We start from the raw sequence: 23,244 nt of genomic DNA, 5'->3' as shown, positions 1-23,244 counted from the left end.
GGATCCCCTCCGCGGCGCGCGTCGGACAGGCCTCCCCTCCCGGCCCGCGCCTCAAATAGCGCGAATGATCCCGCCGTCGACGCGGATGTTCTGGCCGGTGATGTAGCCGGCGCCGTCCGACGCCAGGAAGGCGATGGTCGCGGCGATCTCCTCCGACGTGCCGTAGCGCTGCATCGGCACCGAGTCGCGGCGTTCTTCCGTCGCCGGCAGGCTGTCGATCCAGCCGGGCAGCACATTGTTCATGCGCACATTGTCCGCTGCATAAGTGTTGGCGAAGATCTTGGTGTAGGCGGCGAGGCCGGCGCGGAACACGGCCGAGGTCGGGAACATCGGGCTCGGCTCCACCACCCAGGCGGTCGAGATGTTGATGATGGCGCCGCCCTTCTGCTTGACCATCTGCGGCGCCACGATGCGCACCGGCCGGATGACGTTGAGCAGGTAGACGTCCATGCCGGTGTGCCACTGTTCGTCCGTGATCTCCAGGATCGGCGCGCGCGGCCCGTGGCCGCCGCTGTTGACCAGAACGTCGATGCGGCCATAGCGCTCCAGCGTCAGGTCGGCGAGGCGCCGCAGATCCTCGTTCGACTGGTTGGAGCCGGTGACGCCGATGCCGCCCAGCTCCTTGGCCAGCGCCTCGCCCTTGCCGGATGAAGACAGGATGGCGACCTTGAACCCGTCCGCCGCCAGCCGCTTCGCCGCCGCCGCCCCCATGCCGCTGCCGCCGGCCACGATGACAGCCACTTTTTCTGAACTCATTGGGTTTTCCTCTCAAGGGTTGGCGGGAGTTGCGGTTCAGCGGTCATATAGCCGGTTTCGTCGGCCGCTTCGAACCAGAAAGGCTGAACCGACCTGCAGAAAATGCGAACACACTCGGCTTCAAGGAGCGACGGGCAGCAAAGCATCCGGCTTCACATTGGCGATCGAGGCGTAGGTGTGCGTTTCCCGAACGCCGGGCAGCGGCAGGATGACCCGCTGCAGGAAATCCTGGAACATCGCCATATCGGCGATCCGCGCCTTGACCAGATAGTCGAAACCACCAACCACCATATGGCACTCGATGATCTCGGGCGCACGCAACACAGCTTCGGCGAAGCGGTCGAAGACATGCGGCGCCGTGTGGTCGAGCCGCACCTCGATGAAGACGAGCTGTGCCTGCCCGATCCTGGCCGGGTCGAGAACGGCTCGCACCGCGCGGATGAACCCTTCGGCGAACAGCCGCTTGACGCGCTGCGCCGCTCCCGTCGGCGACAGGCCGACGCGGCGGGCCAGATCGAGCGTCGTGCGGCGGCCATCCTCCTGCAACAAGCGCAGCAGCGAGCGGTCGATGCGGTCGAGATCGTCCATGTCAGATTCACACTTCTGAACGGGGGCAAACGTGATAATCACGCCGAAATAGCCAAAACAGCATATTTCATCACGCCCATGGATCGCAATACCGTTGCGGTGCACTCCCGCCACCAACGAAAGCGTATCCCATGACGACAGCCCTATCGATCTCCCGCAGCGCCCAGGCCAAGGGCGACACGCCGGTGCTCATCCTGAGCGAGGCCGAGGTGAAGACATGCCTCGACCTTCGCCAGCTTCTCGACGCGCTGGCCAGCGGCTTCAAGGCGCTGTCTGGCGGCAAGGTCGTCAATCCGGCCCGGCCGCAGCTCGACATTCCGCAGGCCGGCTATTCGCTGGCGATGCCCGCCTGGATGGCGGGCATGCATCTGACGGTGAAGATCGTCAACGTGTTCGAGGGCAATATCGCCGGCGGCATCCCAAGCCACCTCGCCACCATCCATCTGTTCGACCCTGCGACGGGCATGCCGGTCTGTGTCATGGACGGCACCTACATCACCGCCGTTCGCACTTCCGGCTCAGCCGTGCTTTCGGTGCGCGAACTCGCCCGCCCCGACGCAAGGATCGCGACCGTGGTCGGCGCCGGCGTGCAGGCCGGCCAACACCTCAATCTCCTGCCGCTGGTGCGCGACTTCGCCGAGATCCGCGTGGTCTCGAAGGAATTCGCCGATGCGCAAGCCCTTGCCGCCCGGCATGTCGGCGTCGTCGCCGTCAGCGATCTCGAGGCCGCGATACGCTCATCGGATGTCGTCTGCCTGGCAACGCACTCCTACGAGCCGGTGATCTCGGCCGACTGGGTGCGGCCGGGCACCCATGTCTCGTCGGTCGGCGTCGCCCCGCCCGGCGGCGAATTGCCTGTTTCGCTTATCGGCAGGGGCAGTCTGTTCGTCGAGACGGCCGATGCCTTCGCCCCTACTCCGGTCGGCTCTTGCGAACTTGACGGCCTCGATCCGCAAACCGGAACCGAACTCGGCGAGATGCTGCTGGGGCTCAGGCCAGGGCGGGTCAGCGCCGAACAGATCACCATCTACAAGGCCATGGGCGTGGCCATGGAGGACATGGTGGCAGCCGACCTCGCCTATCGCGAGGCGGTGCGGCGGGGATTGGGGCGAACCGTTTCGCTGTAGCGGTCTGCGGCCAAGGAGGGAGAAGGTCGTGCAGCTTCGCCGCAGCCTGTCGCCGCTATCCCTCCACCGTCTCCAGCACGCTCAGCAGCGTGCCTTCCATGTCGGGTTCGTCGCCGGAGCAGACGCACAGCATCTCGGCGTCGCCCTCGCCCACCGACAGGTAGGCGTGGCCCATGGTGGAATCGATGTAGACGCTGTCGCCCTGTTTCAGCCGCACCGGCGCGTATTGGTCGGTGTGCAGCTCGATCTCGCCCTTGAGCACGATCAAAAATTCCTCGCCGGCATGTTTCGTCAGGGGGCCGAACTCCTGCGGCGTACGCGCGCGCGCATAGGCGTGGATCGGCACCATGCGCTTGCGCACCAGGTCGGTGGCCAGATAACGGTAGTCGTAATTGCGGGTCAGCTGGCGCAGTGTGTTGGACGGTGACGTCACGGAGCGGCGGGTGCGCGACGCCGCCTGCTTGCGGTCGCCGCTGAGCAGTTCCGTTACATGGATGCCGAGCCCTTCGCAGATCTGCAGCAGCTTGTCGTAACTTAGCGACATCTGGTCGTTCTCGACCTTGGACAGTGTCGACACTGCGACACCGGTGAGCCTGCTCACCTCCTGCAAGGTCCAGCCATGCGTCTTCCTCAAGCCGCGCAGGCAATCACCCAGGTTCGGTTGCTCCGACATATCAGCTCCATGCCGCGGGATCGCGCCGCTCCATCCCTAGGTAATTGAACTCCCCGCCGCCATCAACAATGCCAACAATTTTCTTATACGCTAAATATTGACTGGATAAGAAATTATTTTTACGACTGATCGATGCAGTCGAATTCCCTCCCGAAAATCGTCGTCATCGGCGGCGGCATTGCCGGCCTCTCGCTTGCCGCCGAGGTGGCGGACTGGGCTGAGGTCACCCTGATCGAGCGCGAGAGCCAGCCCGGCTATCATGCCAGCGGCCGCTCGGCTGCCCTGTTCACCGAGACTTATGGCAACCGCGTGGTGCGAGCGCTGACGCTGGCGAGCCGCCGGGCGCTCTTCGACGGCGGCTTCGTCGCGCATCAACGTGGCGCGCTGCATGTCGGCCGCGCCGCTGACGGCGCGGCCGTCGACCGGCTGGGAGACGAATTGCAGGCCATGGTGCCGAGCGTACGCCGCCTTTCCGCCGCTGAGCTGCAGGCGCTGGTTCCCGTCATCGATTCGCAAACCACATGCGGCGGCGTCTATGAACCGGGTGCGGTGGACGTCGATACCGGCAAGATGCTTGCGGCCTGCGCTTCGGCACTGAAGGCCAAGGGCGGCATCATGCGCACGGGCGAAGAGGTGCGCGAGATCGTGCACACCGGCAACGGCCTGCGCGTCGCCACCAGTGCCGGCGCCTATCCCGCCGACATCGTCGTCAACGCCGCCGGCGCCTGGGTCGACGTCGTGGCCGGCCTGGCGGGGCTCACCGGCCTCGGCTTCCAGCCCAAGCGGCGCACCGCCTTCCTGTTCGATCCGCCCGCGGGCGTCGACATTGCCGGCTGGCCGCTGGTGGTCGATCTGCACGAACAATTCTACTTCAAGCCAGACGCCGGCAGGCTGATCGGCTCGCTGGCCGACGAAACCGATTCCGAGCCTTGCGACGCCTGGCCGGAAGACATCGACGTCGCTATAGCCGTCGACCGCATCGAGCAGGCAACGTCCATGCGCATCGGCCGCCCGTCGACGCCCTGGGCCGGCCTGCGCACCTTCGCGCCCGACCGCACGCCGGTCGCCGGCTTCGACCCGCGCCTGCCCGGCTTCTTCTGGCTCGGCGGCCAGGGCGGCTACGGTTTCCAGGTGTCGCTGACATTGGCGCGGCTCGGCTCGGCGCTGATGCGCGGCCAACCCTTGCCCGACGATGTCGCAGCACTTGGCGTCACCGCCGCGGCGTTGGCGCCCGACCGCTTCCTGGCCCCGGCGGCGACGCCATGAAGTTCATGCCCTTCCCTCAACCAGAAAAAGTGTCATCAGGAGCGTTTGCGATGAAATCCACCGTTCTGCGCACAGTGCTTGGCTCGACCCTTCTGGCCTCGTCCGTCCTTCTCGGCGGGCAGGCTCATGCCAAGACGCTCGTCTATTGCTCGGAGGCCAATCCCGAAACCTTCAACCCGGCGATCGGCATCGCCGACTCCACCATGGATGCCGCCGCCAAGACGATCTTCAACCGGCTGGTCGAGTTCAAGCCGGGCACGACCGAAGTCGGACCGGCGCTGGCCGAGAGCTGGGATGTTTCGCCGGACGGCAAGACCTATACATTCCACCTGCGCCAAGGCGTGAAATTCCAGTCGAGCGAGCATTTCACGCCGACGCGCGAGTTCAACGCGGACGACGTCCTTTACACGTTCAATCGCCAGCGCGACGCCAACAATCCCTATCACAAGCTCGGCGGCGGCGCTTACGAATACTTCAACGCGCTGGGCATGGGCACCTTGATCGACAAGATTGACAAGGTCGACGACCACACCGTGCGCTTCACGCTGACGGCGGCCAACGTCACCTTCCTGGCCGGACTGGCGCTCGACTACCTCTCGATCTTGTCGCTGGAGCAGACCGAAAAGATGGTGGCCGCCGGCACGCCGGAGCTGATCGACAGCCAGCCGGTCGGCACCGGCCCGTTCGTGCTCGATGCCTATGTGCCCGACAGCCAGGTCCGCTACGCCGCCAACAAGGACTACTGGCGCGGCGCGCCGAAGATCGACTCGCTGGTCTTCGCCGTCACGCCCGAGCCGACCACACGCGTCGAGCGCCTCAAGGCCAATGAATGCCAGGTGGCGGCCCCGCCTCCGCCAAGTGCCGTCGCCGAACTGCGCGCCGATCCAGACATTACGGTCCTCGACCTCAAGGGCCAGAACATCGGCATCCTCGGCTTCAACGTCGAGCATCAGCCGCTCGGCGATGTCCGCGTGCGCACCGCGCTCGCCAAGGCCGTCGACCGCAAGGCGATTGTCGATGCCGTCTATGCCGGCGCCGGCACGGTTGCCGGAAGCGTCGTGCCGCCGGCGCAGCTCGGCGCCGTCACCGATGCCGGCATCGACTATGATCCCGACGGCGCGAGGAAACTGCTGAAGGAAGCAGGCCACGAAAGCGGCCTCAAGATCAGCCTCTGGGCGATGCCGGTGTCGCGCCCCTACAACCCCAACGCCAAGCGCATGGCCGAGATGATCCAGGCCGACTGGGCGAAGGTCGGCGTGCAGTCCGAGATCGTCAGCTTCGAATGGGGCGAATATCTCAAGCGCACCGCCGCGGGCGAGCAGGACGCTTTCCTGCTCGGCGGCAGCAGCGACAATGGCGATCCCGACAACATGCTGAGCTATCTCTTGTCCTGCGACGGCGTGAAGGGCGGCTCCAACCGCTCGCGCTGGTGCGACAAGGATTTCGAGAAGCTGCTGGATGAAGGCCGCGTCGCCGCCGACCCGAAAGAGCGCGCCGCGATCTACGGGAAGGCGCAGGCGATCCTGAAGGCCGAGGTGCCGGTGGCGCCGATCGCCCATTCGATGGTGGCGATCCCGATCCGCAAGAGCGTGCTCAACTACGTGCTCGACCCCTTCGGCCGGCAGAATTTCGCCGCGGTCGATGTGGCTGAGTGAGGGCAGGCGCCGCCCCCTCATCCGGCCGCTACGCGGCCACCTTCTCCCCGGTGGGGAGAAGAGATTTTCAGCGTCGGCCCCTCTTTCAACAGCGGAGTCGGAAGAAGCTGACAAAGCATGGCCCCCTCTTCTCCCCCACGGGGAGAAGGTGGCCCGAAGGGCCGGATGAGGGGGCCTCTCCTAAGCCACAACGCCAGCCGATTTTGCGAAGATCCTTTGCCCCAAAAAAAGCGAGACCATCGATGCCGAAAGACCTGACCTCCCTCCTCAACAGCTACCTCGCCGACGGCGCGGTGGGTGCCTCGCTGGCCTATTCGACAGGCGCCTCGCCGATCGCCCTCACCGCGGGCCTCGCCGATCGTGCGCATGGCACATCAGTTAGATCAGACCAGCTGTTCAAGATCGGCAGCTGCACCAAGACCTTCGTCGCCGCCGCCCTGGTCAAGCTCGCCGAGACCGGCAAGCTCGAGCTCGGCGCGCCGATCTCCTCCTGGTTCCCGGATCTGCCGGGTGCGGGGAATATTTCGGTGCGACAGCTGATCAACCATCGCAGCGGCCTGCCGGAATTCGAATATTACATTCCGATGGATCCGGGCCGGCAATGGACGCCGCAGCAGCTGGTCGACATCGCCTTCGCCTCCGACAAGCAGAAGGCATCGGGCGGACCCGCTGTCTACAACAACACCGGCTACGTGCTGGCCGGCATGGTGATCGAGGCCGTCACCGGCCAGTCGCTCGGCGCCTATGTCAGAAGCGCGATCCTGCAGCCGCTCGCCCTGGAAAACACCTGGTCGCCGGCCACCGAAGCATTTCCGGAAAAGTCGATGGTGCGCGGCTACTATCACCGGCCGCCGCCGGCGCCGGGCGCGCCGACAGACATCGCTTCCGGCGGCGAGATGTGGCGCATGGACGGCGTGCTGCCCTACTCCGGCGAATTGCAGGATTCTTCCGATTCCTTCCCGTTCGGCGCCGCCTATGGCTGCGGCGACATGGTGTCGACGCCATCCGACATGGTGAGCTTCATGCGCGGCCTTTTCTCCGGCAAGCTCTTGTCGCCGCCCTTCTTCGCCGAGATGTTCGAACACCGCGTGCCGGCGAGCTTCCCGGGCACCCGCATGCGCGAGACGGGCGCCGGCATGTTCCAGAGCGCCTATGCCGACCGCGCCTTCTACGGCCACCAAGGCAGCATCCCGGGCTATGTCGCGGTCATGCTGCATGATCCGGCGACCGGTCTTACCATCGCCATGACCAGCAATGTCGGCTCCGGCAACCGCCTGTCCTTCCAGGCCAGCGGCCTGCATCCCGTGGTGGATCAGGCGATCCGGATCATTCTGGAGCAGCCAAGCCGGGCAGCATCTGGCTGAGCACGCGATCTCGCAGAAGAACGTGGTGGAAGACGGCCGTCGCGGCGTGCAGGCCGGCCAGCCACACGAGGATGTCCCCAAGCGTGCCGTGGATTTCCGCCAGCGAAGCGCCGACGTCCCATGGGGCGAAAAGCGGACCGATCGGACCGAAGCCGTACACCATGACCGGATGGCCGCCAAACCATGCTCCGAGCATGGCGGTCACCGGCACAGCGAACATCAACGCGTAGAGCGCCCAATGTACCGCCTTCGACCCGACATACATCCAGGCGGGCATGGACGGAGCGTCGGGAATGCGATCGAACAGCCGCCAGGCCAGGCGGATCACCAGCAGCCAGAAAACCGCGAAGCCGAGCGATTCATGAAGCAGCAGCATCGAGGCCCTGGGCGCTGAATAAACGCGCGTAGGAGGGCCGCCTGCCGAGACCAGGAAGGCGATGAGCACGAGCAGTGCCGTCAACCAGTGGAATGCCTGGGCAAGGCTTCCGTAGCGAGTTGTGGTACCGGACAGTGACATGCAGGAACTCCGCGGCAGTTGCACAAGGCTCCCCGCGCCCGGCCGAATTTGCCTTTATTTAGCTGCGCCTCGAGTGAGAACGATTTATGGCGGAGCAGGTCGGGTCGGCTTGTCGCACCGGCTGCACAGCCAAGGCGCTTGAGACCCTTCAGGTTTTCGACCAAAACACCGCCGCCGCCGCCGAAACGATCTCCGCATTGTCCTGCGCCACCTTTCCATCGGGAAGCGTCCTGCCGTCTTCCAGTCCGACCCGCGTCGACCAGCGCCTTCGACGCGCCAGCCCCACGAACGGCCAGACCGTGGCGTCGACGCCATGCAGCAGGACCGGCCGTCGCAGCCCGGCGCGTTCGAGCAGAGCGGCGATGCCGTGCGCCTCGGCGAGTGCGGCGGGCAATTCCTGTATGTCGATCTCGATCAGGATGCGCAGCACCCGGTTGTGATCGGCGAGGCCGATGAAGCGGCCGGCATCGGCGACGGTGGCAAGCCCGGCCTCGACGCCGACGCCACGCTGGCGCAACAGCTCCATGACGTCGGGGGCATCTGCCTCCGAAAGATTGACCGAGGCATAATCGGGCAGTTCGCGCCAGCCGGCGATCGCCGCGCGGGTGCGCTCGACGTCATTCTCGATCCAGGCGCCTGTCGACACGCCGATCAGCGTGCCGGGACAGGCCCGACGCACCGCCAGCACGGTCGCGTCCACGGCGGCCAGGCTCTCGCGCCCGTCCGCGCCGCGTGGATGGATGTGCAGCTCGGCCGCGCCCGCGGCGACGCAAGCGGCCGCATCGCTCGCCATCGCCTGCGCCGTCAGCGGCAATTTCGGATGAAAATCGCGCGGTCGTGCGCCATTGATGCAGGCCTGGACGATCATGGCTGCCATCCTCGGACAAGGGAGGTAGCATTCTAGCTGCGTGGCAAGGCATGGCAAAGAGTTGGGCGTTGTCTCTCCTGACAGCGCCGGCCTCGCCCTTCTTGCCGGAATCCCCCGGCATTTGAATAAAATCCGCCTGTGGATATTTACCCTGCGTTCCGCCGGACCCGCCAAGATATATTAGGGCGAGGTAATGGAGGGATCATTGACCAGCGATTTTTCAGCCGCCCGGGTGCATCTCGAGCGCGCCTACCACTATTTGCGCGGCGATGACGAGACAAGCCGCTCGGCATGCGAAGCCCTCGACCTGCTGATCGAAGCGGTCGCGGAGGCGCAGCACAGGCGATCGGAGGCAGAGGTGTTGGAGTTTCCGCGATCGGCACGGTTCGCCGACCGCCAGTGATCGTTCCGCCGCGCCCGGCCGATCGCCCGGAGCAGTTCCAGGAGCCGTGCTCAACAGCTCTCGGGATTGCCTAATGGAGTGTTGGCGTGGCTCGGCGATTCTGGCGGGCGGCGTGCCGCTTCAGGCGCGCCGCCTGTCCGGCGTCCCGGCCGTCGCGCGCGAAACGATCGCCTCCAGCGGCTCGGGACGATGCAGAAAGAAGCCCTGGCCGTAGGCGACGCCCATGTCCTGGAGCATCGCAAGCGTATCGTGCCGTTCGATCTTCTCGCCCACCACGGCGAAGTCGAGGCTCCTGGCAATGCCGGTCATCGCCAGCACGATCTCGCGGTCGAAGCGGCTGTCGGTGATATGTTCGATGAACGAGCCGTCGATCTTGATCGCATCGACGGGAAAGCGCCTGAGATACTCGAACGAGCTCATGCCGGCGCCGAAATCGTCGAGGCTCACCCGACAGCGCCGCTCGCGCGCCTTGCGCACGAAGTCCTCGGCGGCGTCGAAATTGGTGACGGCCGCGGTTTCGGTGATCTCGAATCCGATGCCGGAATGCGGCGCTCCGGTTTCCTCGATGGTGTTGTCGACGAAATTCCACAGCCCCGGATCGCTCAATGTCTGAGCCGACAGGTTGAAGCCGAGCGTCAGCGCCCCGGCACGCAGCGCCGGCCCGTGCCGCACCAGCGCCGTGCGGATGATCCACCGGTCGAGTTTCGAGGCGATGCCGAAACGCTCGGCCACCGGGATGAATTCGCTCGGCGGCACCAGCCGCCCGTTGCGCGCGGCGAGCCTTGCCAGCACTTCGACGTGCCGGCACTCTTGCCATGGCTTTCCCAGGAGATGGATTTCCTGGCCGAACAGTTTCAGCCGCCCGTCGTCCATGGCATCGACGGTGTCGGCTGCGATGCGCGCCGCATTGAGGCCGGCGGCCCCCGATCGCGCCGCGGCCGAGAACACCGCGAAGCGGTTGCGCCCCGCCGCCTTGGCCGCGTAGCAGGCGTCGTCTGCGCAAGCCAGCGCATCGGCCACGGAGGTCGTGGCGTCATCGATGAAGGCGATGCCGATCGAGGCCGCCAGTCGGCGCGATGACGCGGCCGGGCCGAGGTCGGCCTCGCGCACCGCCCCAAGCACGGCGCCGGCGATCCGTTCGGCCTGCATCGCGTCGCAATGCGGCACCAGCAGCGCGAACTCGTCACCGCCCAGGCGCGCCGCATGCGCCGACGACGGCAGGCAGCCGCGTATGCCCCCGGCAACGCTCTTCAGCGCCAGATCGCCGGCGGCATGCCCGGCGAAGTCATTGAGCGCCTTGAAGTAATCGAGATCGACATAGAACACCGCCAGCGGCGCCCCCACCGCAATATGCTCGCCAAGCAGCCTGTCGAAGGCGGCGCGGTTCCACAGGCCGGTCAGCGCGTCGTGGCGGGCGGCATAGGCCAGTTCCTGTTCGCGCAGCTTATCCTCGGTGATGTCGCGCACCGTGCCGAGGATCTGGCCGGCGGCACCGGCGGCAGCCACGAAACGCACCAGCGATTCGACATGGCGGATATCGCCGTCGCGCCTGATGATGCGATATTGCGCGGCAATGACGCCGTCGGTTTCCAGCGGCGCCCTGTGGGCGCGTTCGGCCGCTTGCTTGTCGTCGGGATGCAGGTAACTGTGCCATAGGTCGGCGGTCACCTCGTCGGTAACGGCTACAAGGCCGAAAATTTCCCTGGTGCGGAAATCCCAATAGCTTTTGTTGGTGGCGATGTCGTAGTGCCAGATGCCGGTGCCGCTGGCCGCGAGCGCCAGGCGGAAGCGGATGTTGACCTGTTCCAGCGCGGCCTCTGCCGCCTTCTGTTTCGAAATATCGGTCTGCACGCCCATCAGCCGGATCGGTTGGCCGTCGCCGTCGCGTTCGACGATGCCGCCGCGGTCGAGCACCCAGACCCAGTGGCCTTGCTTGTGCCGGAGCCTGAGCTCGGTCTCGATGGTGTCGGTCAGGCCGGCGATGTGACGGTCGCCGCTGGCCAGCGCCTGCTCGCGATCGTCGGGATGGGTAAGCCGCAGCCAGAGGTCGCTGCTGTTGGCGAGCTCGTCCTCGTCATAGCCCAGCATCCGCGCCCAGGTGGCGGAATAGAAACACTCGCCTGTCCGAAGGTCCCAATCCCAGACGCCAAGTTGGGCGCGCTCCAGGGCCTTCTCCCAGAACGTTCCATCACGGCTTTTCTTGTCCTGACCCGCCATCTTCCGTTTCGTCCAACCCCGCCCGGGGCAATCTGCGGCAAAACCAGAGAAGAAAGCGTTACCACGCCGGTGGCTCCGCCGCGTTCCTTGCTTGCGGCCCCGACTTTCGATTGGCGGGCAAGAAGCGGAGTTTGCCCGCCCGCCGATCCTCCTAGTGGTTGCGCGGGGTCGCCACCCGTCCTGGTGATCTCGTGCAAACAGGAAGAGGACTTTCCCCATGACCAAACAGGAAGACAACAAGGCCGTCGTCGTCAGATGGTTCACCGATTTCTGGGGTGAAACCTGCGATCTTTCCGTCGTCGACGCCATCGCCGCGCCCGACATGCTGCTCAAATATTCGCTGCATGAACCGCGCCGCGGCCGCGAGGACATCAAGGCCTTCATGACCGATTTCCGCGCCGCCTTCCCGGATCTCAACTTCTGGGCCACCGCCGACCTCATCGCCGAGGGCGACTATGTCGTCGGCCAGTGGGAAGGCGGCGGCACGCATACCGGCCCGGCCTTCAGCGATTTCCTCGTCGGTTCGCTGCCCGCCGCCACCGGCCGCACCATGCGCTTCACCGGCACCACGGTGCTGAAGGTGATCGACGGCAGGATCGTCGAGGAGATCGGCCTCGACGACGGCGTCGCGGCGTTGACCCAGCTCGGCCTGATCAAGGCCGCATAGGGCAGCCACGCGGAACGATCGTTCGGCCAGGCGGCCCTCGCCGCCTGGCCTCGTTGACTATTGGCTGGGCGCCACCGCGTGTTCGCACGAGACTTTCGGGTTCATGTCGGCGAAGATGCCGGTCGGATTGCCCTTCCAGGCCCATGGAGGGAAGGTTCATCCCTTCGGCAGATACGGGATCGTCCCCGCCAGGTCGGTGTTGTCGATCATCTGGAAGCGGCTATCGCTGCCATCCTGACGGGCCGAGACGAAGGGCGCGTAGGCCGGATCGTTGGCGAAGGCGCGCGCCGCCGCTTCCGACGGGAACGCCATCAGCGCGATCAGCGTGGTGTCGAGCGGCTTGCCTTCAAGCGTCTTCACATTGCCGCTGCGCGACAGATACCTGCCGCCATGCTTGTGGACGAGGTCGTGCACCGATGCGGCGTAGGCCGGCATCCACTGCGGGTTCTTCACCTTGATGTCTGCGATGACATATGTGGTCATGGTCGTCTCCCTGTTACGGCGCACAGGGGAGATCCCCGCGGCCGGTCAAAGGGCTCGCATGGCAGGGCCGGCGCCAGCCAGTCCGCGATCTGTACCGGGCCGGTACAGTTTCCGTACTGGCCGCTTCCTTCATGAAAGTCTAATGTTCAGGCCAGTTTCGAGGGAGGACGTCGGATCATGGCCCAGCACGGATACAAGCAGTTCTGCCCACTATCGATGGCCGCCGAGGTGCTGTGCACCCGCTGGACGATGGTGCTGATGCGCGAATTGGTGGCGGGTTCGACCCGCTTCAACGACCTGCGCCGCGGCGTCCCCAAAATGTCGCCCACCCTTCTGTCGCAACGGCTGAAGGAGCTCGAGCTCGCGGGGATCGTCGAGCGCAAGGGGATTCCGGGCGAGAAGGGCATCTTCGAATACCGGCTGACGGAGGCCGGCCGGGATTTGCGCCCCGTCGTCGAGGCGATGGGCTTTTGGGGACAGAAATGGGTCGAGTCCCGGCTGTCTCTCAAGAACCTCGATCCGTCGCTGCTGATGTGGGACATGCGGCGCAACCTGAACCCTTCGCCGCTGCCCGAGGGGCGCACCGTGATACAATTCCTGTACCAGGACCTGCCGGCGTCCAAACGGTCGTGGTGGCTGATCGTCGAAAAGCATGGGGAGGTCGATCTGTGCTGGTACGATCCAGGCTTCGACGTCGATCTCTATGTCTCGACCGACCTGCACACGATGACGGCGATCTGGATGGGATTGATCACGGTCGAGAAGGCAGGTGCAAAGGTCGCCTTGACCGGAGATCAGCACATCGCAAGGAAGATGCAAACATGGCTAGGGCTGAGCCCGTTCGCGGTCGAGCCCAAGCGGGCGGCGTAGGAGTCTGGAGCCCGTTAGGCGCGCTTTCGACCCCCATCATTTGCAAGATGATAGGGTTTCACGAGGATTTCGGCGGGAATGTTCCATTCCTTGTTCAGTTTGAAGACCATGTCCAGGGTCAAGGCCCGCTTCCTGTTCAGCACCTCCGTTGCCCGCGGTGATGATCCGATCACCTCGGCCAGAGCCTTTCGCGACAAGTTGAACAACTCCATGTGGGACTGAATTGCTTCAACGGGATCGGGTGCTTCAATGGGATAGTGCTTGTCTTCATAGGCCTCGATCAGGGTCGCGAGAACATCAAATCGGTCGCCATCGGGAGAGCCGATTTCCGGCTCGTTCTCGAAATATTGGGTGATTTCGGCAATCGCCCAATCGTAATCGGCTTCGGTCTTAAGGGGTCGAATGTTTTCCATCACACCTTCTCCGGATCAATCTTGTCATATTCTTTGTGTGTCCCGACGAATTTGATCAGAACCCGGTGAAACTTGTAGGCGACATGGACAACCAGGCGGTACTTGTTGCCTCCGATGTCGAAAATAACGCGATTGTCGCCGACGAAATCGACCGTCGCTCCAAACATATCCTTGATGTCGGCCGGGGCCTTCCAATCAGCATTGCTCACCGCCACATACCAAGCCGTCAAAGGAGTTTCGGCTTGATTGTGTTTGGCCCAAAAGTCCTTCAGCGCCTTCCTGGCGATGATCTGCATGGCCAAATATAGCAATTTCCCAAAATGGGAACAAGGGGAATTTCCCAAATTGGGAAATCAAGGTCCCTGGCAGGAAACGGGTGGCGACGCGGGTCGTCTGCGGCTTCAATGCCGGCATGTTCATCACCCTTGCCAAGAATCTCAAACCCGCGCCGCTGCCGGTGGCCGACGATCCGCGCTGGACGCAAGTCGTGGCGCGCGACAAATCGGCTGATGGCAGCTTCTGGTATTCGGTGGCCACGACCGGCGTCTATTGCCGGCCCTCCTGCCCGTCGCGGCGCGCCAACCCGAAGAACGTGCAGCTCCACGACACTCTGGACGAGGCCAGGGCGACCGGCTTTCGCGCCTGCCGGCGCTGCAATCCCGACGGACCTTCGCTCGAGGCTGGCAACGCCGCGATGGTGGCCGAGGCCTGCCGCAGGATCGAACAGAGCGAGGAAGAACCGTCGCTCGGTGAACTGGCCGCCGCCGCCGGCCGCAGCGCCGGCTATTTCCACCGCACCTTCAAGGCCGTTACCGGCCTGACGCCGAAGGACTACGCGGCCGCCCGGCGCGCCGAAAGGGTGCGCCGGGGCCTGGAAGACGGCGCCAGCGTGACAATGGCGATCTACGATGCCGGCTTCAATTCGAGCGGCCGCTTCTATGAGAAGTCGACCGGCATGCTCGGGATGACGCCGACGCGTTACCGTGCCGGCGGCGCCAGCGAGGAGATCCGCTTCGCCGTCGGCGAATGCTCGCTCGGCGCCATCCTTGTCGCGTCGAGCAGGAAGGGCGTCGCCGCGATCCTGCTCGGCGACGAACCGGACGCGCTGGTGCGCGACCTGCAGGACCGTTTCCCCAAGGCGCGCCTGATCGGCGCCGACCGCGACTATGAGGCGCTCGTCGCCCGCGTCGTCGGCTTCGTCGAGGCTCCAAGGCTCGGTCTCGACCTGCCGCTGGACCTGCGCGGCACCGCGTTCCGGCAGCGGGTCTGGCAGGCCCTGCGCGATATCCCGGCCGGCCGCACCGTCTCCTATGCCGAGATAGCAGGGCGCATCGGTGCGCCGAAAGCGATCCGCGCCGTTGCCGGCGCCTGCGCCGCCAACGCGCTCGCGGTCGCCATTCCCTGCCACCGCGTGATCCGCAAGGACGGCGCCCTGTCCGGCTACGCCTGGGGCGCCGAGCGCAAGCGCGCGCTGCTCGGCCGCGAGGCCTGAGGAGGACCGGCAATGCGCGCGACGGCAAGGTCTTCCACTACCGGTGCGAACATCCAGCTCCCCAACGGCGCCGCCGTCAGACGCGCCGAAGATGCCAAGTCGCTGGTGATGGCAGCCATCGGCAGACTTGTCGATGGGAGCAAGGCCGAGTGGAGCCGCACGGCGACCGGTGAGATCGAACTGAGGCTGGAATCAGGCGAGGTGTTCCTGCTGGGCGAGGTCGCGGTCACCCGTGTCGCCTGAGTACACTCAGCGCTCTACGCCGCGCCCCGCCGACTTTCGCCGTTCAGATCCTGGATTTGAATTTGAAAGCAAGCACCGGAGTGAGCGCGGCGAACCATCGCTGTAGGTTCAGGCACAGATCAAGGAGTGAAAACAATGAACCTCATGCAAGCCAATATCCCGGCAACAGCCTCCAACGCTGCCGCCCTCGGCACCATCGCCTATGCCATCGGCCAATCCGCGATCGGCAACATCCTGGCGGCGCGCAGCCATATCGGCGTCTGCGCCATTCTGATCGGCTCCGACGCCGAGGCGCTGGAGCAGGACCTCGCCAGCCGCTTCCCCGGTAGGATGCTGGTCGAGGACGAGACCGCCTTGCAACACGATCTCGCGGCGATAGCACGCTTCATCGAAACGCCCGCCGCCGGTCTCGAGCTGCCGCTCGACATCAGCCACGGCACACCGTTCCAGCAGCGGGTCTGGGAGATGCTGCGCGCGATTCCGTGCGGTGCCACGATCACTTATATCGCCCTAGCTCAACGCCTCGGCCAATCGAACGGCGCCCGCGCCGTGGCGACCGCCTGCGCCGCCAACGCGATCGCGCTCGGCATTCCCTGCCACCGCGTCGTCCGCGCCGATGGCACGCCCTCCGGCTACCGCTGGGGCACTGAGCGCAAGCGCGCCCTGCTCGACAGGGAGGCCGCGATATGAATGCCCAAGCCAAGGTTGCGGCATCGGTGGTGAAAGCCGCCGAGGGACGCGTTGCTACTTACGACTGGCCAGCCCTAGCCGCCGAACTCGACGGCTTCGGCTGTGCGGTGATGGAAAAGCTGCTCACGCCGCAGGAGTGCCGGCAGATCGCCGGGCTCTATTCGGACGAACAGCATTTCCGCAGTCATGTCCACATGGCCAGGCACGGCTTCGGCAAGGGCGAATACCGCTATTTCCGCTACCCCTTGCCGGACCTGATCGGCGGGCTGCGCACGGCGCTCTATCCCAGGCTCGCCGAGGTCGCCAACCGGTGGAACGAGCGCATGGGCATCGCCATGCGCTATCCCGAAACGCATGCCGCCTTTCTCGAACAGTGCCACGCCGCCGGCCAGGTCAGGCCGACGCCGCTTCTGCTGCAATACGTGCCCGGCGACTTCAACTGCCTGCACCAGGACCTCTATGGCGACCTCGCCTTTCCGCTGCAGGTGGCGATTCTGCTTTCAGAACCCGGCGAGGATTTCACCGGCGGCGAGTTCGCCCTGACCGAACAGCGACCGCGCATGCAGAGCCGGGTGGAAGTGGTGCCCTTGCGCCAGGGCGATGCCGTCGCCTTCGCCGTCCACAACCGGCCGGTGCAGGGCACCAAGGGCAATTACCGGGTCAATTTGCGCCACGGCGTCAGCCGCCTACGCTCGGGCATGCGGCACACGGCGGGCATTATTTTTCATGATGCGAAGTGAGCCCGGTCGGGGAGCCGTATCGGCGGATATCATCTCCATTATCCACGGACAGGCATAATGCTTGCCGATGCCGTCGATCACTCCGCCATCGGCATGGATCCGCACCAGATGTGCGGGCCGCCAGACGTCGCCATGCGGCCTTTCCAGCACCAGCACCAACTCCGCGCGGATCGCACCCGGCCGCACCTGCGGACTGGTCCGCTTGCCGGCATTGGCGGCAAGCGCCGCGCAGTGGTTCTTGTTTGCCTCGCTCGGCGCTCGCCATGATGGTCTTCTTGCCGGTTGCAGGTCGCGCGGTGCGCGGCCATCGGAAGCAGAGACGGACGAGCGGCCAAAAAGGATACCTGACGGCGATGTTTTTTGCCGGGCGGCTCAAGCCGCGCCGCTGAACATCGCCACGTGGCGCCGGGCGAATTCGAGGAAGGGCGTCGGGCGCACGCCGAACATCTCATGCGTGGCCAGATGCACCCGCGATTTCGGCCGCCGCCGCCGCTCGGCCAACTGCTCATCCAGCGCATCGGCGAACTCGGTTGGAATGCCGGCCGCCAAAAGATTGCACCGCCGCTGCTCCGGGCTGATGTCGACATAGCGGATCGGCTTGCCGGTCGCCTGCGATATCCGTGCCGCGATGTCGCTCATGGTCAGCGCCTCCGGCCCCGTCATCTCGAGCCGCTCGTCGGCGTGTCCGCCATCGCGCAACAGCCGGAACGCCACCTTGGCTATGTCCTCGACATCGACCGGCGACAGTTCGGTCTCGCCGAGCGCGAGGTAAAAAGCGCCCTCGGCGGCGATGGTCGGCGCATCGCGCAGATAGACCTGCATGAATTGGCTGGGGCGCAAATGCGTCCAGACCATGCCGGCGCCTTCCAGATAGCGCTCGATTTCCTCATGCATGCGAGTGAAGCGGAATTTCGTCGCGTCATAGCCGATGTTGGATTCCGCGCCGGAAAACTTCACCACATGCGCGACGCCGGCCTTTCTGCAGGCGTCGATGAAACGACACTGCGTCTCCGTCATATCCTCGGCTGCGGTCGAAATCATCAGCACGCGCTCGACGCCGTCGAGCGCGGGGCCAAGCGTTTCGGCCCGGCGCATGTCGCCTTCGACCAGTTCGACGCCGGCAAGTCGGTCCAGCCCTGACGCCGAGGCCCGCGCGGGATCGCGCAGCAGCGCCCTCGCCGCATGTTTGTGCCTCGCGAATTCGCGCATGATGGCCGTTCCGTTCAGGCCCGTGGCACCTGTAACCAGGATCATGGTCTTGTCTCTCCGTTCAGCGTTGATGCGAGCCGCCCTACCGGCGACCGCACGCTGAAGACGAAGAGAGCCGGGCAAAGGATTCCATCCGCACGTCTTTTTGGCGGCGCAGGGCTTACGCCACCCTGTCACCCCGCTGGCGCGTATCGGCTCACCACCATGCCGCAGGCATAGGATTTCGAGCCGAGCAGCCCCAATGTCCGGAACCCGCCTTGGTCGAAGATGCGGCGTCCGGCGCCAAGCACCGCGGGGTTGATGAACAGTTGGAACTCGTCGACCAGCCCGGCCGCGATCAGCGCCGAGGCGAAGCCGGCGCCGCCGAACACCGCGATGTCGCCGCCCTCGCCGGCCTTAAGCGCGCCGACCTCCCGCGGCAGGTCGCCGCTGACCACTGTCGTGCGCTCCCATCGCGAGGCCTTGAGCCTGTCGCTCGGCACCACCTTCTTCGCCTCGACGATGCGCTGGGCGAAAGCGTAAAACGGGTCGCGCGGATATCTCTTCGCCGCATTGCCCCAATGGGTGAGGTACCCTTCCTCGGCCATCTTGCGGCTCAAGAGGATGGTATCGATGCCGGCGAAGACGGCGTTGAAATCCCGTTTCAGCTCCTCGTCCCAGGCGCTGTCGTCGCCCCATTCCCAGAGCTGCCAGCGATGATCCGCGTCGGCGCCGACAAAACCGTCGACCGACATCTGCATCTGGAGGATCAGCTTTTTCATCATGGTTCTCCCGGTCAAAGGGCCGAGCGGCTCATTTTACCCGCCCGGCTGGCACGGCTGCCGATGATTTACATTTGGAACTATTGACCTGAGATGAAAATGATGTCAATAGTAAAGCGATTTAAAAACGGAACCATATACATGTCGACACGGGACCGGTCCGGCTGCCCCATCAACCTGTCGCTCGAACTGCTCGGCGACCGCTGGACGCTGCTCATCATCCGCGATCTGGTCTTCGCCGGAAAAAAGCACTTTCGCGAATTCCTGCAATCCGATGAGGGCATCTCCTCGCGCACGCTGGCCGAGCGCCTCCAGACATTGCAGGACGAAGGCATCCTCACCCGCAGCGGTGATCCCACGCACGGGCTGAAGGCGATCTATCGCCTGACCGAGGCCGGCATCGACCTTGTGCCCGTGCTGGCCGCGCTCGGCGCCTGGGGCAGCAAGCACCGCAAGGCCGACGATCATCTGGCTAGGATCGCCGATACGCTCGCTGCCGGCGGCGAGCCGGCGCTGGAGCGCCTGAAGCAGGCGCTGCGGGCGGAGCATCTCGGTTAGTGGATGTCGCCAAAGCGGACTCGGGAACAGCGACACGCATACGCGCGTTGGAAAGCGTGTGACGGCCCTCTGTCCGGAATAGCGCAAAAACAAGCAATTGGAGCGGTTGCGTGATGCATTGCACCACGCCGGCGACGAGCTATGGCGTGCGCAATATGTCGGCGCCCGCCTGCTCATCGAACAGCACGGCGCAGCCGCATTGCAGCGCGACTTCACTCAGCGCATTCGCGACCGTTTCGTCGGCCGAGACGAAATCGCCGGTCAGCACCCGCAATTCCTCCACGGCCCTGGCCATCGAAACCAGCCGCCCCGCGGCGCGGTCGGTCGAGCAGGCGTTGACGACGCAAACCAGATCGATCATTTCAAAGTTGCCCATGCCAGCCTCCGCACGCGGCGCCCTTCGGCCCGTCAACGCGATTGTGAGCGACAATGTTCCGGCGGATCGCGACCTCGCTTGACAGAGAGCAACGTTTGTTCTCTTTATGTTCGATATTCTACAACGTGGCGAGGAACCGGGGATGGAGCCCACCATCCTGCATGCCGATCTCGACGCTTTCTATGCCTCGGTCGAGCAGCTTCTCGATCCGTCGCTGCGCGGCAAGCCGATCGCGGTCGGCGGCGGCGTCGTGCTCGCCGCCTCCTACGAGGCCCGGGCCTTCGGCGTGCGCGGCGGCATGCCGGGGCGCAAGGCGCGCGAGCTCTGCCCGCAGTTGATCTTCGTCGGCGGCAATTTCCGCGACTACCAGCGGCTCGGCGACGCCGCGATGAAGGTGCTCGACGATTTCACGCCGCTGGTCGAGCGCATTTCCATCGACGAGGCCTTCGCCGATGTCGCCGGTTGCACGCATCTGTTCGGACAGCCGCGGGAGATCGCCTCGACCATTCGCCAACGCGTGCGAAGCGAACTCGGCCTGCCGATCTCGATCGGCGTGGCGCGCACCAAGCACCTGGCCAAGATCGCCTCGCAGGTGGCCAAGCCCGACGGACTGGTGGTGGTCGAGCCCGGCACCGAGATCGCCTTCCTACACGATTTGCCGGTCTCCCTGATGTGGGGCGTCGGCCCGGCGACCAGGGCGCGGCTGGCCGAGATCGGCATCGAGACCATCGGCGAACTGGCCAGGACGCACAGCGGCGCGCTGGCGCGGCTGCTCGGCCCCGCCGCCGGCGAAAAGCTCGCCGCTCTGTCGTGGAACCGCGACCCGCGCAAGTTGGAAACACATCGCCGCGCCCATTCGGCCGGTGCCCAGTCGGCGCTTGGCCGCAAGCCGGCACTGGAACGCGTCTACATCCCTGTCCTGCTGCATCTGGCCGACCGCGTCGCCAGCCGGCTGCGCGCCAAGGCGCGCCCCGGCCGCACGGTGACGGTGCGCGTGCGCTTCGCCGACCTCAGCGCCGTCACCCGCTCGATCACATCAGACCAGCCGATCTCGGCGACGGTGATGCTGGCCGAGATCGCGATAGACCTGGTGCGCGGCGTGCTCGCCGACCATCCCCATGACAGGACGATTTCACTGCTGGCGATCTCGGTCTCGCATCTGGAGGAAAGCGCCGAGCTGCAGCTCGAACTGCCGCTCGGCCTCGCCGACGAAAAGCGCCGCCCCGGCACCAAAAAGGGGCTCGCGCGCTTCGGCGCCGACCGCGCCATCGACAAGATCCGCGAGCGCTTTGGCAAACAGGCCGTCGGCTACGGCACCGTGGCGCTGGAGGCCGCCCGCTCCGTGCCCGACGAATTCAGGGAATTGGCGCAGAAGGAGTTGTGAGCGGCTGGAGTAAGATGCCAGGAGTGGCTCCATCGCCGTCCGGCACCGCTGGGGTCCGCGATGTTAAAAATACTATCGCACTGGCGCAGCGCGCTCGTCACAGAGAGGCTAAAATTTCATTGCGACGGCGGTCGCATCGCTGCACCGCCGGCGCGACGCCATGGCGTCCTTCACACTCTGATGGCGCGCAGGAAATGCAGGCCGAGCCAGTTGAGCGGGCCGCCTTCGATGCGCTCGAACCCTGCTTCCGCCAGTGGTCCGCGAAGGTGGTCCAGGTCGAACTGGCCATGCCGGCCGTGCCTTGCCGACGCATGTCTGCGCTCGCTTACCGGCCCTGCATAGTCGATCAGCAACAGCCGTCCGCCCGGGGGCAGGACACGCGCTGCTTCGCGCAGGCAGAGGCCGCGCCTCGCCTCAGGCACCATGTGCAGCACGGTCGTGAAGGTAACCACATCGAAGCGCCCGTCCTCGAACGGCAGCTTGGCCGCATCGGAATGGTGAAACGGGATCTCGAGGCCCGCCCGGCTCGCCTTGCGACGAGCCGCGGCAAGCATCTTTTCGGAAACGTCGACGCCAACCACCGATCCACCAGGTTGCACCCGGCGCCAGGCTGAAATCGCCTGCGTGCCGGTGCCGCATCCGACATCGAGCAATTGGAAACCCGGCGCCAAACCGGCAAGATCGAGCAGATCTTCCCGATAGGCCCGGTCCCGCCCGCGCGTGAGGATGAGAAGCAACAGGTCATAGAGGCGCGGAAAGCCGATGCCCTTGTCGGCTTGCGGGCCGGTTGCGCCCTGGGCCCGAGCAATGTGCGCTTCGCTTCGCAGATGGTGCATGTCCATCGTCCTTTCCTTCAACGGTGCCCGGATCGGCCAACGCCGTGACAGCGTCTGCCGAACTGGCGAAACTTCGAAACAATAAGTATGATAATGGACGCGCTGTCCGAGATTTCGACGGACGATGCGGACGGAACATCCATTACCGGACAAACCGTACGCGCCCGTCTCGGAAAAGCTTGCCTGGAAAGGCGTTCCAGGCGTGCGACCTGGCAACGGAGGGAGCATGCCACAAAGGATTGACCGGCGGGCCGCCCGAACGCGCAGGGCTCTTCACGAGGCGCTGCTGAGGCTCATGCTGCGCAAGGGCTACGAGGCCATCCTGGTCCAGGACATCATCGACGAAGCCGATGTCGGCCGCTCGACGTTCTACGCGCACTATACCGGCAAGGAGGACCTGCTGCGCAGCGGTTTCCAGAGGCTTCGGGAAGAACTCAAGGAAGCACAAGCGCAGGTGGACGCGAGCGCCCGGGTGCCGAACGATACGCTGAGCTTCAGCGGGACCATGTTCGAACACGCGGCCCGCTACGCCGACCACTACCGGACAATGATTGGCGGGCGGGGCGGCGCCGCGGCGGAGAACGAAATTCGCCAGGCCTTGTCAGAAATGGTGCGGCAAGAGCTGCCCCCTGTCCTCTACGGCGATTCCATTCCGCGCGACTTCGTCGTGCAATTCATCGTCGGCGCTTTCATCACGACCCTCAATTGGTGGTTCGAGCGCAAGCCGAAACTGTCGCCGTCTCAGGTCGATTCCATGTTCCGGAGCCTGGTGCTGGACGGGCTCGCCTCCTCGGTGGGCGAGCGCCCGCGGACAGGTCGGCGTGCCGCGGATGGCGGCGCGGACTGACGGGCAAGCTGCGCCGCGACTTGATGAACATGGCCTAGCGGGCAAGATTCGGAAAATAGCTCTGCGGACCCCGATCTCGAATTGGATAATGCCGCGCTGTCCGCTCATGCACTTGCAAGGGATAGCGCTCTTGGCTGGCCCGCTTCGGCGCTGATCGTGCCATCGACAGGATCCGTGAGCGCTTGGGCAGGCACGCCGTCGGCTACGGCACCGTGGCGCTGGAGGCCGCCCGCTCCGTGCC

General features: G+C 65.2%; 27 protein-coding genes. 14 read left to right on the top strand and 13 right to left on the bottom strand.

Annotation, left to right across the window (positions count from 1 at the left end):
• Positions 1 to 51: 51 nt before the first annotated feature.
• Both LB533_RS24950 and LB533_RS24945 read right to left on the bottom strand, forming a co-directional pair.
• Positions 52 to 756: an SDR family oxidoreductase gene (locus tag LB533_RS24950; RefSeq protein WP_224678391.1), complete on the bottom strand. Its 705-nt coding sequence runs from the start codon at positions 754 to 756 to the stop codon at positions 52 to 54.
• Positions 757 to 876: 120 nt separating this feature from the next.
• Entirely contained in the window at positions 877 to 1,344 is a 468-nt protein-coding gene (locus LB533_RS24945; protein ID WP_140516010.1) for an Lrp/AsnC ligand binding domain-containing protein, read from the bottom strand.
• A gap of 131 nt (positions 1,345 to 1,475) precedes the next feature.
• Here LB533_RS24945 and LB533_RS24940 point away from each other — a divergent pair, with 131 nt between their 5' ends.
• Positions 1,476 to 2,471 carry an ornithine cyclodeaminase family protein gene (locus LB533_RS24940; RefSeq protein ID WP_224678390.1) on the top strand — a complete coding sequence of 332 codons (996 nt, stop codon included), beginning with the start codon at positions 1,476 to 1,478 and terminating at the stop codon, positions 2,469 to 2,471.
• A gap of 55 nt (positions 2,472 to 2,526) precedes the next feature.
• Here the strand turns inward: LB533_RS24940 and LB533_RS24935 are convergent, their stop codons facing one another.
• Positions 2,527 to 3,144, bottom strand: a complete 618-nt coding sequence (locus LB533_RS24935) for a helix-turn-helix domain-containing protein (protein WP_140642857.1) — start codon at positions 3,142 to 3,144, stop codon at positions 2,527 to 2,529.
• Between the two features lie 132 nt (positions 3,145 to 3,276).
• Between LB533_RS24935 and LB533_RS24930 the strand changes: the two genes are divergently transcribed.
• The 3 genes from LB533_RS24930 (at position 3,277) to LB533_RS24920 (ending at position 7,429) form a co-directional block, all read left to right on the top strand.
• Positions 3,277 to 4,410, top strand: a complete 1,134-nt coding sequence (locus LB533_RS24930) for an NAD(P)/FAD-dependent oxidoreductase (protein ID WP_224678389.1) — start codon at positions 3,277 to 3,279, stop codon at positions 4,408 to 4,410.
• Positions 4,411 to 4,460: 50 nt separating this feature from the next.
• Positions 4,461 to 6,065 (top strand): ABC transporter substrate-binding protein, encoded by a 1,605-nt coding sequence (locus LB533_RS24925; protein WP_224678388.1) that lies wholly within the window; start codon positions 4,461 to 4,463, stop codon positions 6,063 to 6,065.
• A gap of 242 nt (positions 6,066 to 6,307) precedes the next feature.
• The gene (locus LB533_RS24920; RefSeq protein ID WP_224678387.1) at positions 6,308 to 7,429 is read left to right on the top strand and encodes a serine hydrolase domain-containing protein; all 1,122 of its coding nucleotides are present in this window, start codon (positions 6,308 to 6,310) and stop codon (positions 7,427 to 7,429) included.
• On the opposite strand, the gene LB533_RS24915 is transcribed toward LB533_RS24920, so the two are convergent.
• Positions 7,392 to 7,946, bottom strand: a complete 555-nt coding sequence (locus LB533_RS24915) for a cytochrome b (RefSeq protein ID WP_224678386.1) — start codon at positions 7,944 to 7,946, stop codon at positions 7,392 to 7,394. The two genes, LB533_RS24920 and LB533_RS24915, sit on opposite strands and share 38 nt — an antisense overlap.
• A 148-nt stretch (positions 7,947 to 8,094) precedes the next feature.
• Complete coding sequence (locus tag LB533_RS24910; protein WP_224678385.1) at positions 8,095 to 8,814, bottom strand: 3-keto-5-aminohexanoate cleavage protein; 720 nt, start codon at positions 8,812 to 8,814, stop codon at positions 8,095 to 8,097.
• A gap of 205 nt (positions 8,815 to 9,019) precedes the next feature.
• Between LB533_RS24910 and LB533_RS24905 the strand changes: the two genes are divergently transcribed.
• Positions 9,020 to 9,217: a hypothetical protein gene (locus tag LB533_RS24905; RefSeq protein WP_181165267.1), complete on the top strand. Its 198-nt coding sequence runs from the start codon at positions 9,020 to 9,022 to the stop codon at positions 9,215 to 9,217.
• 120 nt (positions 9,218 to 9,337) lie between these two features.
• Here LB533_RS24905 and LB533_RS24900 read toward each other — a convergent pair whose 3' ends face one another.
• Complete coding sequence (locus LB533_RS24900) at positions 9,338 to 11,434, bottom strand: EAL domain-containing protein (RefSeq protein WP_224678384.1); 2,097 nt, start codon at positions 11,432 to 11,434, stop codon at positions 9,338 to 9,340.
• A 217-nt stretch (positions 11,435 to 11,651) separates the two neighbouring features.
• Between LB533_RS24900 and LB533_RS24895 the strand changes: the two genes are divergently transcribed.
• Positions 11,652 to 12,101, top strand: a complete 450-nt coding sequence (locus tag LB533_RS24895; RefSeq protein ID WP_140642846.1) for an ester cyclase — start codon at positions 11,652 to 11,654, stop codon at positions 12,099 to 12,101.
• 156 nt (positions 12,102 to 12,257) lie between these two features.
• Here LB533_RS24895 and LB533_RS24890 read toward each other — a convergent pair whose 3' ends face one another.
• Positions 12,258 to 12,584 (bottom strand): DUF1330 domain-containing protein, encoded by a 327-nt coding sequence (locus LB533_RS24890; RefSeq protein ID WP_140642845.1) that lies wholly within the window; start codon positions 12,582 to 12,584, stop codon positions 12,258 to 12,260.
• Between the two features lie 177 nt (positions 12,585 to 12,761).
• On the opposite strand from LB533_RS24890, the gene LB533_RS24885 reads away from it, so the two are divergent.
• Positions 12,762 to 13,454 carry a winged helix-turn-helix transcriptional regulator gene (locus LB533_RS24885; RefSeq protein WP_140642843.1) on the top strand — a complete coding sequence of 231 codons (693 nt, stop codon included), beginning with the start codon at positions 12,762 to 12,764 and terminating at the stop codon, positions 13,452 to 13,454.
• Positions 13,455 to 13,468: 14 nt separating this feature from the next.
• Here LB533_RS24885 and LB533_RS24880 read toward each other — a convergent pair whose 3' ends face one another.
• Complete coding sequence (locus LB533_RS24880; protein ID WP_140642841.1) at positions 13,469 to 13,867, bottom strand: type II toxin-antitoxin system HigA family antitoxin; 399 nt, start codon at positions 13,865 to 13,867, stop codon at positions 13,469 to 13,471.
• Positions 13,867 to 14,163 carry a type II toxin-antitoxin system HigB family toxin gene (locus tag LB533_RS24875; protein WP_140642908.1) on the bottom strand — a complete coding sequence of 99 codons (297 nt, stop codon included), beginning with the start codon at positions 14,161 to 14,163 and terminating at the stop codon, positions 13,867 to 13,869. Before LB533_RS24875 ends, LB533_RS24880 begins: the two co-directional genes overlap by 1 nt.
• Before the next feature lie 116 nt (positions 14,164 to 14,279).
• Between LB533_RS24875 and ada the strand changes: the two genes are divergently transcribed.
• The 4 genes from ada (at position 14,280) to LB533_RS24855 (ending at position 17,032) form a co-directional block, all read left to right on the top strand.
• Entirely contained in the window at positions 14,280 to 15,359 is a 1,080-nt protein-coding gene (gene ada, locus LB533_RS24870) for a bifunctional DNA-binding transcriptional regulator/O6-methylguanine-DNA methyltransferase Ada (protein ID WP_140642906.1), read from the top strand.
• 12 nt (positions 15,360 to 15,371) lie between these two features.
• Positions 15,372 to 15,602: a hypothetical protein gene (locus LB533_RS24865; protein ID WP_140642840.1), complete on the top strand. Its 231-nt coding sequence runs from the start codon at positions 15,372 to 15,374 to the stop codon at positions 15,600 to 15,602.
• A 135-nt stretch (positions 15,603 to 15,737) separates the two neighbouring features.
• Complete coding sequence (locus LB533_RS24860) at positions 15,738 to 16,292, top strand: methylated-DNA--[protein]-cysteine S-methyltransferase (protein ID WP_224678383.1); 555 nt, start codon at positions 15,738 to 15,740, stop codon at positions 16,290 to 16,292.
• Positions 16,289 to 17,032: a 2OG-Fe(II) oxygenase gene (locus tag LB533_RS24855; RefSeq protein ID WP_140642837.1), complete on the top strand. Its 744-nt coding sequence runs from the start codon at positions 16,289 to 16,291 to the stop codon at positions 17,030 to 17,032. The genes LB533_RS24860 and LB533_RS24855 overlap by 4 nt, the downstream gene beginning before the upstream one ends.
• Before the next feature lie 372 nt (positions 17,033 to 17,404).
• On the opposite strand, the gene LB533_RS24850 is transcribed toward LB533_RS24855, so the two are convergent.
• Both LB533_RS24850 and LB533_RS24845 read right to left on the bottom strand, forming a co-directional pair.
• Positions 17,405 to 18,286 carry an SDR family oxidoreductase gene (locus LB533_RS24850; RefSeq protein ID WP_224678382.1) on the bottom strand — a complete coding sequence of 294 codons (882 nt, stop codon included), beginning with the start codon at positions 18,284 to 18,286 and terminating at the stop codon, positions 17,405 to 17,407.
• Between the two features lie 128 nt (positions 18,287 to 18,414).
• On the bottom strand, positions 18,415 to 19,002 hold the full coding sequence (locus LB533_RS24845) for a dihydrofolate reductase family protein (protein WP_224678381.1): 588 nt from the start codon (positions 19,000 to 19,002) through the stop codon (positions 18,415 to 18,417).
• Positions 19,003 to 19,143: 141 nt separating this feature from the next.
• Here LB533_RS24845 and LB533_RS24840 point away from each other — a divergent pair, with 141 nt between their 5' ends.
• Positions 19,144 to 19,560 carry a winged helix-turn-helix transcriptional regulator gene (locus tag LB533_RS24840; protein WP_140642831.1) on the top strand — a complete coding sequence of 139 codons (417 nt, stop codon included), beginning with the start codon at positions 19,144 to 19,146 and terminating at the stop codon, positions 19,558 to 19,560.
• Between the two features lie 139 nt (positions 19,561 to 19,699).
• On the opposite strand, the gene LB533_RS24835 is transcribed toward LB533_RS24840, so the two are convergent.
• Complete coding sequence (locus tag LB533_RS24835; protein ID WP_140552234.1) at positions 19,700 to 19,936, bottom strand: hypothetical protein; 237 nt, start codon at positions 19,934 to 19,936, stop codon at positions 19,700 to 19,702.
• A gap of 142 nt (positions 19,937 to 20,078) precedes the next feature.
• Here LB533_RS24835 and dinB point away from each other — a divergent pair, with 142 nt between their 5' ends.
• Positions 20,079 to 21,320, top strand: coding sequence for a DNA polymerase IV (dinB, locus tag LB533_RS24830; protein ID WP_224678380.1), 1,242 nt, complete (start codon positions 20,079 to 20,081; stop codon positions 21,318 to 21,320).
• Between the two features lie 170 nt (positions 21,321 to 21,490).
• Here dinB and LB533_RS24825 read toward each other — a convergent pair whose 3' ends face one another.
• Positions 21,491 to 22,162, bottom strand: coding sequence for a class I SAM-dependent methyltransferase (locus LB533_RS24825; RefSeq protein WP_224678379.1), 672 nt, complete (start codon positions 22,160 to 22,162; stop codon positions 21,491 to 21,493).
• Positions 22,163 to 22,280: 118 nt separating this feature from the next.
• Here LB533_RS24825 and LB533_RS24820 point away from each other — a divergent pair, with 118 nt between their 5' ends.
• Positions 22,281 to 23,003 carry a TetR/AcrR family transcriptional regulator gene (locus LB533_RS24820; protein WP_318012451.1) on the top strand — a complete coding sequence of 241 codons (723 nt, stop codon included), beginning with the start codon at positions 22,281 to 22,283 and terminating at the stop codon, positions 23,001 to 23,003.
• Positions 23,004 to 23,244 lie beyond the last annotated feature (241 nt).

It is taken from the genome of Mesorhizobium sp. BR1-1-13 (assembly GCF_020165515.1).
Taxonomy (GTDB): domain Bacteria; phylum Pseudomonadota; class Alphaproteobacteria; order Rhizobiales; family Rhizobiaceae; genus Mesorhizobium.
This window is presented reverse-complemented; position numbering and strand designations above follow the sequence as displayed.

What these genes read in the sequence shown, in the direction of transcription:
- LB533_RS24950 (WP_224678391.1), bottom strand. Translation starts at nt 756, where the DNA reads ATGAGTTCAGAAAAAGTGGCTGTCATCGTGGCCGGCGGCAGCGGCATG.
- LB533_RS24945 (WP_140516010.1), bottom strand. Translation starts at nt 1,344, where the DNA reads ATGGACGATCTCGACCGCATCGACCGCTCGCTGCTGCGCTTGTTGCAG.
- LB533_RS24940 (WP_224678390.1), top strand. Translation starts at nt 1,476, where the DNA reads ATGACGACAGCCCTATCGATCTCCCGCAGCGCCCAGGCCAAGGGCGAC.
- LB533_RS24935 (WP_140642857.1), bottom strand. Translation starts at nt 3,144, where the DNA reads ATGTCGGAGCAACCGAACCTGGGTGATTGCCTGCGCGGCTTGAGGAAG.
- LB533_RS24930 (WP_224678389.1), top strand. Translation starts at nt 3,277, where the DNA reads ATGCAGTCGAATTCCCTCCCGAAAATCGTCGTCATCGGCGGCGGCATT.
- LB533_RS24925 (WP_224678388.1), top strand. Translation starts at nt 4,461, where the DNA reads ATGAAATCCACCGTTCTGCGCACAGTGCTTGGCTCGACCCTTCTGGCC.
- LB533_RS24920 (WP_224678387.1), top strand. Translation starts at nt 6,308, where the DNA reads ATGCCGAAAGACCTGACCTCCCTCCTCAACAGCTACCTCGCCGACGGC.
- LB533_RS24915 (WP_224678386.1), bottom strand. Translation starts at nt 7,946, where the DNA reads ATGTCACTGTCCGGTACCACAACTCGCTACGGAAGCCTTGCCCAGGCA.
- LB533_RS24910 (WP_224678385.1), bottom strand. Translation starts at nt 8,814, where the DNA reads ATGATCGTCCAGGCCTGCATCAATGGCGCACGACCGCGCGATTTTCAT.
- LB533_RS24900 (WP_224678384.1), bottom strand. Translation starts at nt 11,434, where the DNA reads ATGGCGGGTCAGGACAAGAAAAGCCGTGATGGAACGTTCTGGGAGAAG.
- LB533_RS24895 (WP_140642846.1), top strand. Translation starts at nt 11,652, where the DNA reads ATGACCAAACAGGAAGACAACAAGGCCGTCGTCGTCAGATGGTTCACC.
- LB533_RS24890 (WP_140642845.1), bottom strand. Translation starts at nt 12,584, where the DNA reads ATGACCACATATGTCATCGCAGACATCAAGGTGAAGAACCCGCAGTGG.
- LB533_RS24885 (WP_140642843.1), top strand. Translation starts at nt 12,762, where the DNA reads ATGGCCCAGCACGGATACAAGCAGTTCTGCCCACTATCGATGGCCGCC.
- LB533_RS24880 (WP_140642841.1), bottom strand. Translation starts at nt 13,867, where the DNA reads ATGGAAAACATTCGACCCCTTAAGACCGAAGCCGATTACGATTGGGCG.
- LB533_RS24875 (WP_140642908.1), bottom strand. Translation starts at nt 14,163, where the DNA reads ATGCAGATCATCGCCAGGAAGGCGCTGAAGGACTTTTGGGCCAAACAC.
- ada (WP_140642906.1), top strand. Translation starts at nt 14,280, where the DNA reads ATGTTCATCACCCTTGCCAAGAATCTCAAACCCGCGCCGCTGCCGGTG.
- LB533_RS24865 (WP_140642840.1), top strand. Translation starts at nt 15,372, where the DNA reads ATGCGCGCGACGGCAAGGTCTTCCACTACCGGTGCGAACATCCAGCTC.
- LB533_RS24860 (WP_224678383.1), top strand. Translation starts at nt 15,738, where the DNA reads ATGAACCTCATGCAAGCCAATATCCCGGCAACAGCCTCCAACGCTGCC.
- LB533_RS24855 (WP_140642837.1), top strand. Translation starts at nt 16,289, where the DNA reads ATGAATGCCCAAGCCAAGGTTGCGGCATCGGTGGTGAAAGCCGCCGAG.
- LB533_RS24850 (WP_224678382.1), bottom strand. Translation starts at nt 18,286, where the DNA reads ATGATCCTGGTTACAGGTGCCACGGGCCTGAACGGAACGGCCATCATG.
- LB533_RS24845 (WP_224678381.1), bottom strand. Translation starts at nt 19,002, where the DNA reads ATGAAAAAGCTGATCCTCCAGATGCAGATGTCGGTCGACGGTTTTGTC.
- LB533_RS24840 (WP_140642831.1), top strand. Translation starts at nt 19,144, where the DNA reads ATGTCGACACGGGACCGGTCCGGCTGCCCCATCAACCTGTCGCTCGAA.
- LB533_RS24835 (WP_140552234.1), bottom strand. Translation starts at nt 19,936, where the DNA reads ATGGGCAACTTTGAAATGATCGATCTGGTTTGCGTCGTCAACGCCTGC.
- dinB (WP_224678380.1), top strand. Translation starts at nt 20,079, where the DNA reads ATGGAGCCCACCATCCTGCATGCCGATCTCGACGCTTTCTATGCCTCG.
- LB533_RS24825 (WP_224678379.1), bottom strand. Translation starts at nt 22,162, where the DNA reads ATGGACATGCACCATCTGCGAAGCGAAGCGCACATTGCTCGGGCCCAG.
- LB533_RS24820 (WP_318012451.1), top strand. Translation starts at nt 22,281, where the DNA reads ATGCGGACGGAACATCCATTACCGGACAAACCGTACGCGCCCGTCTCG.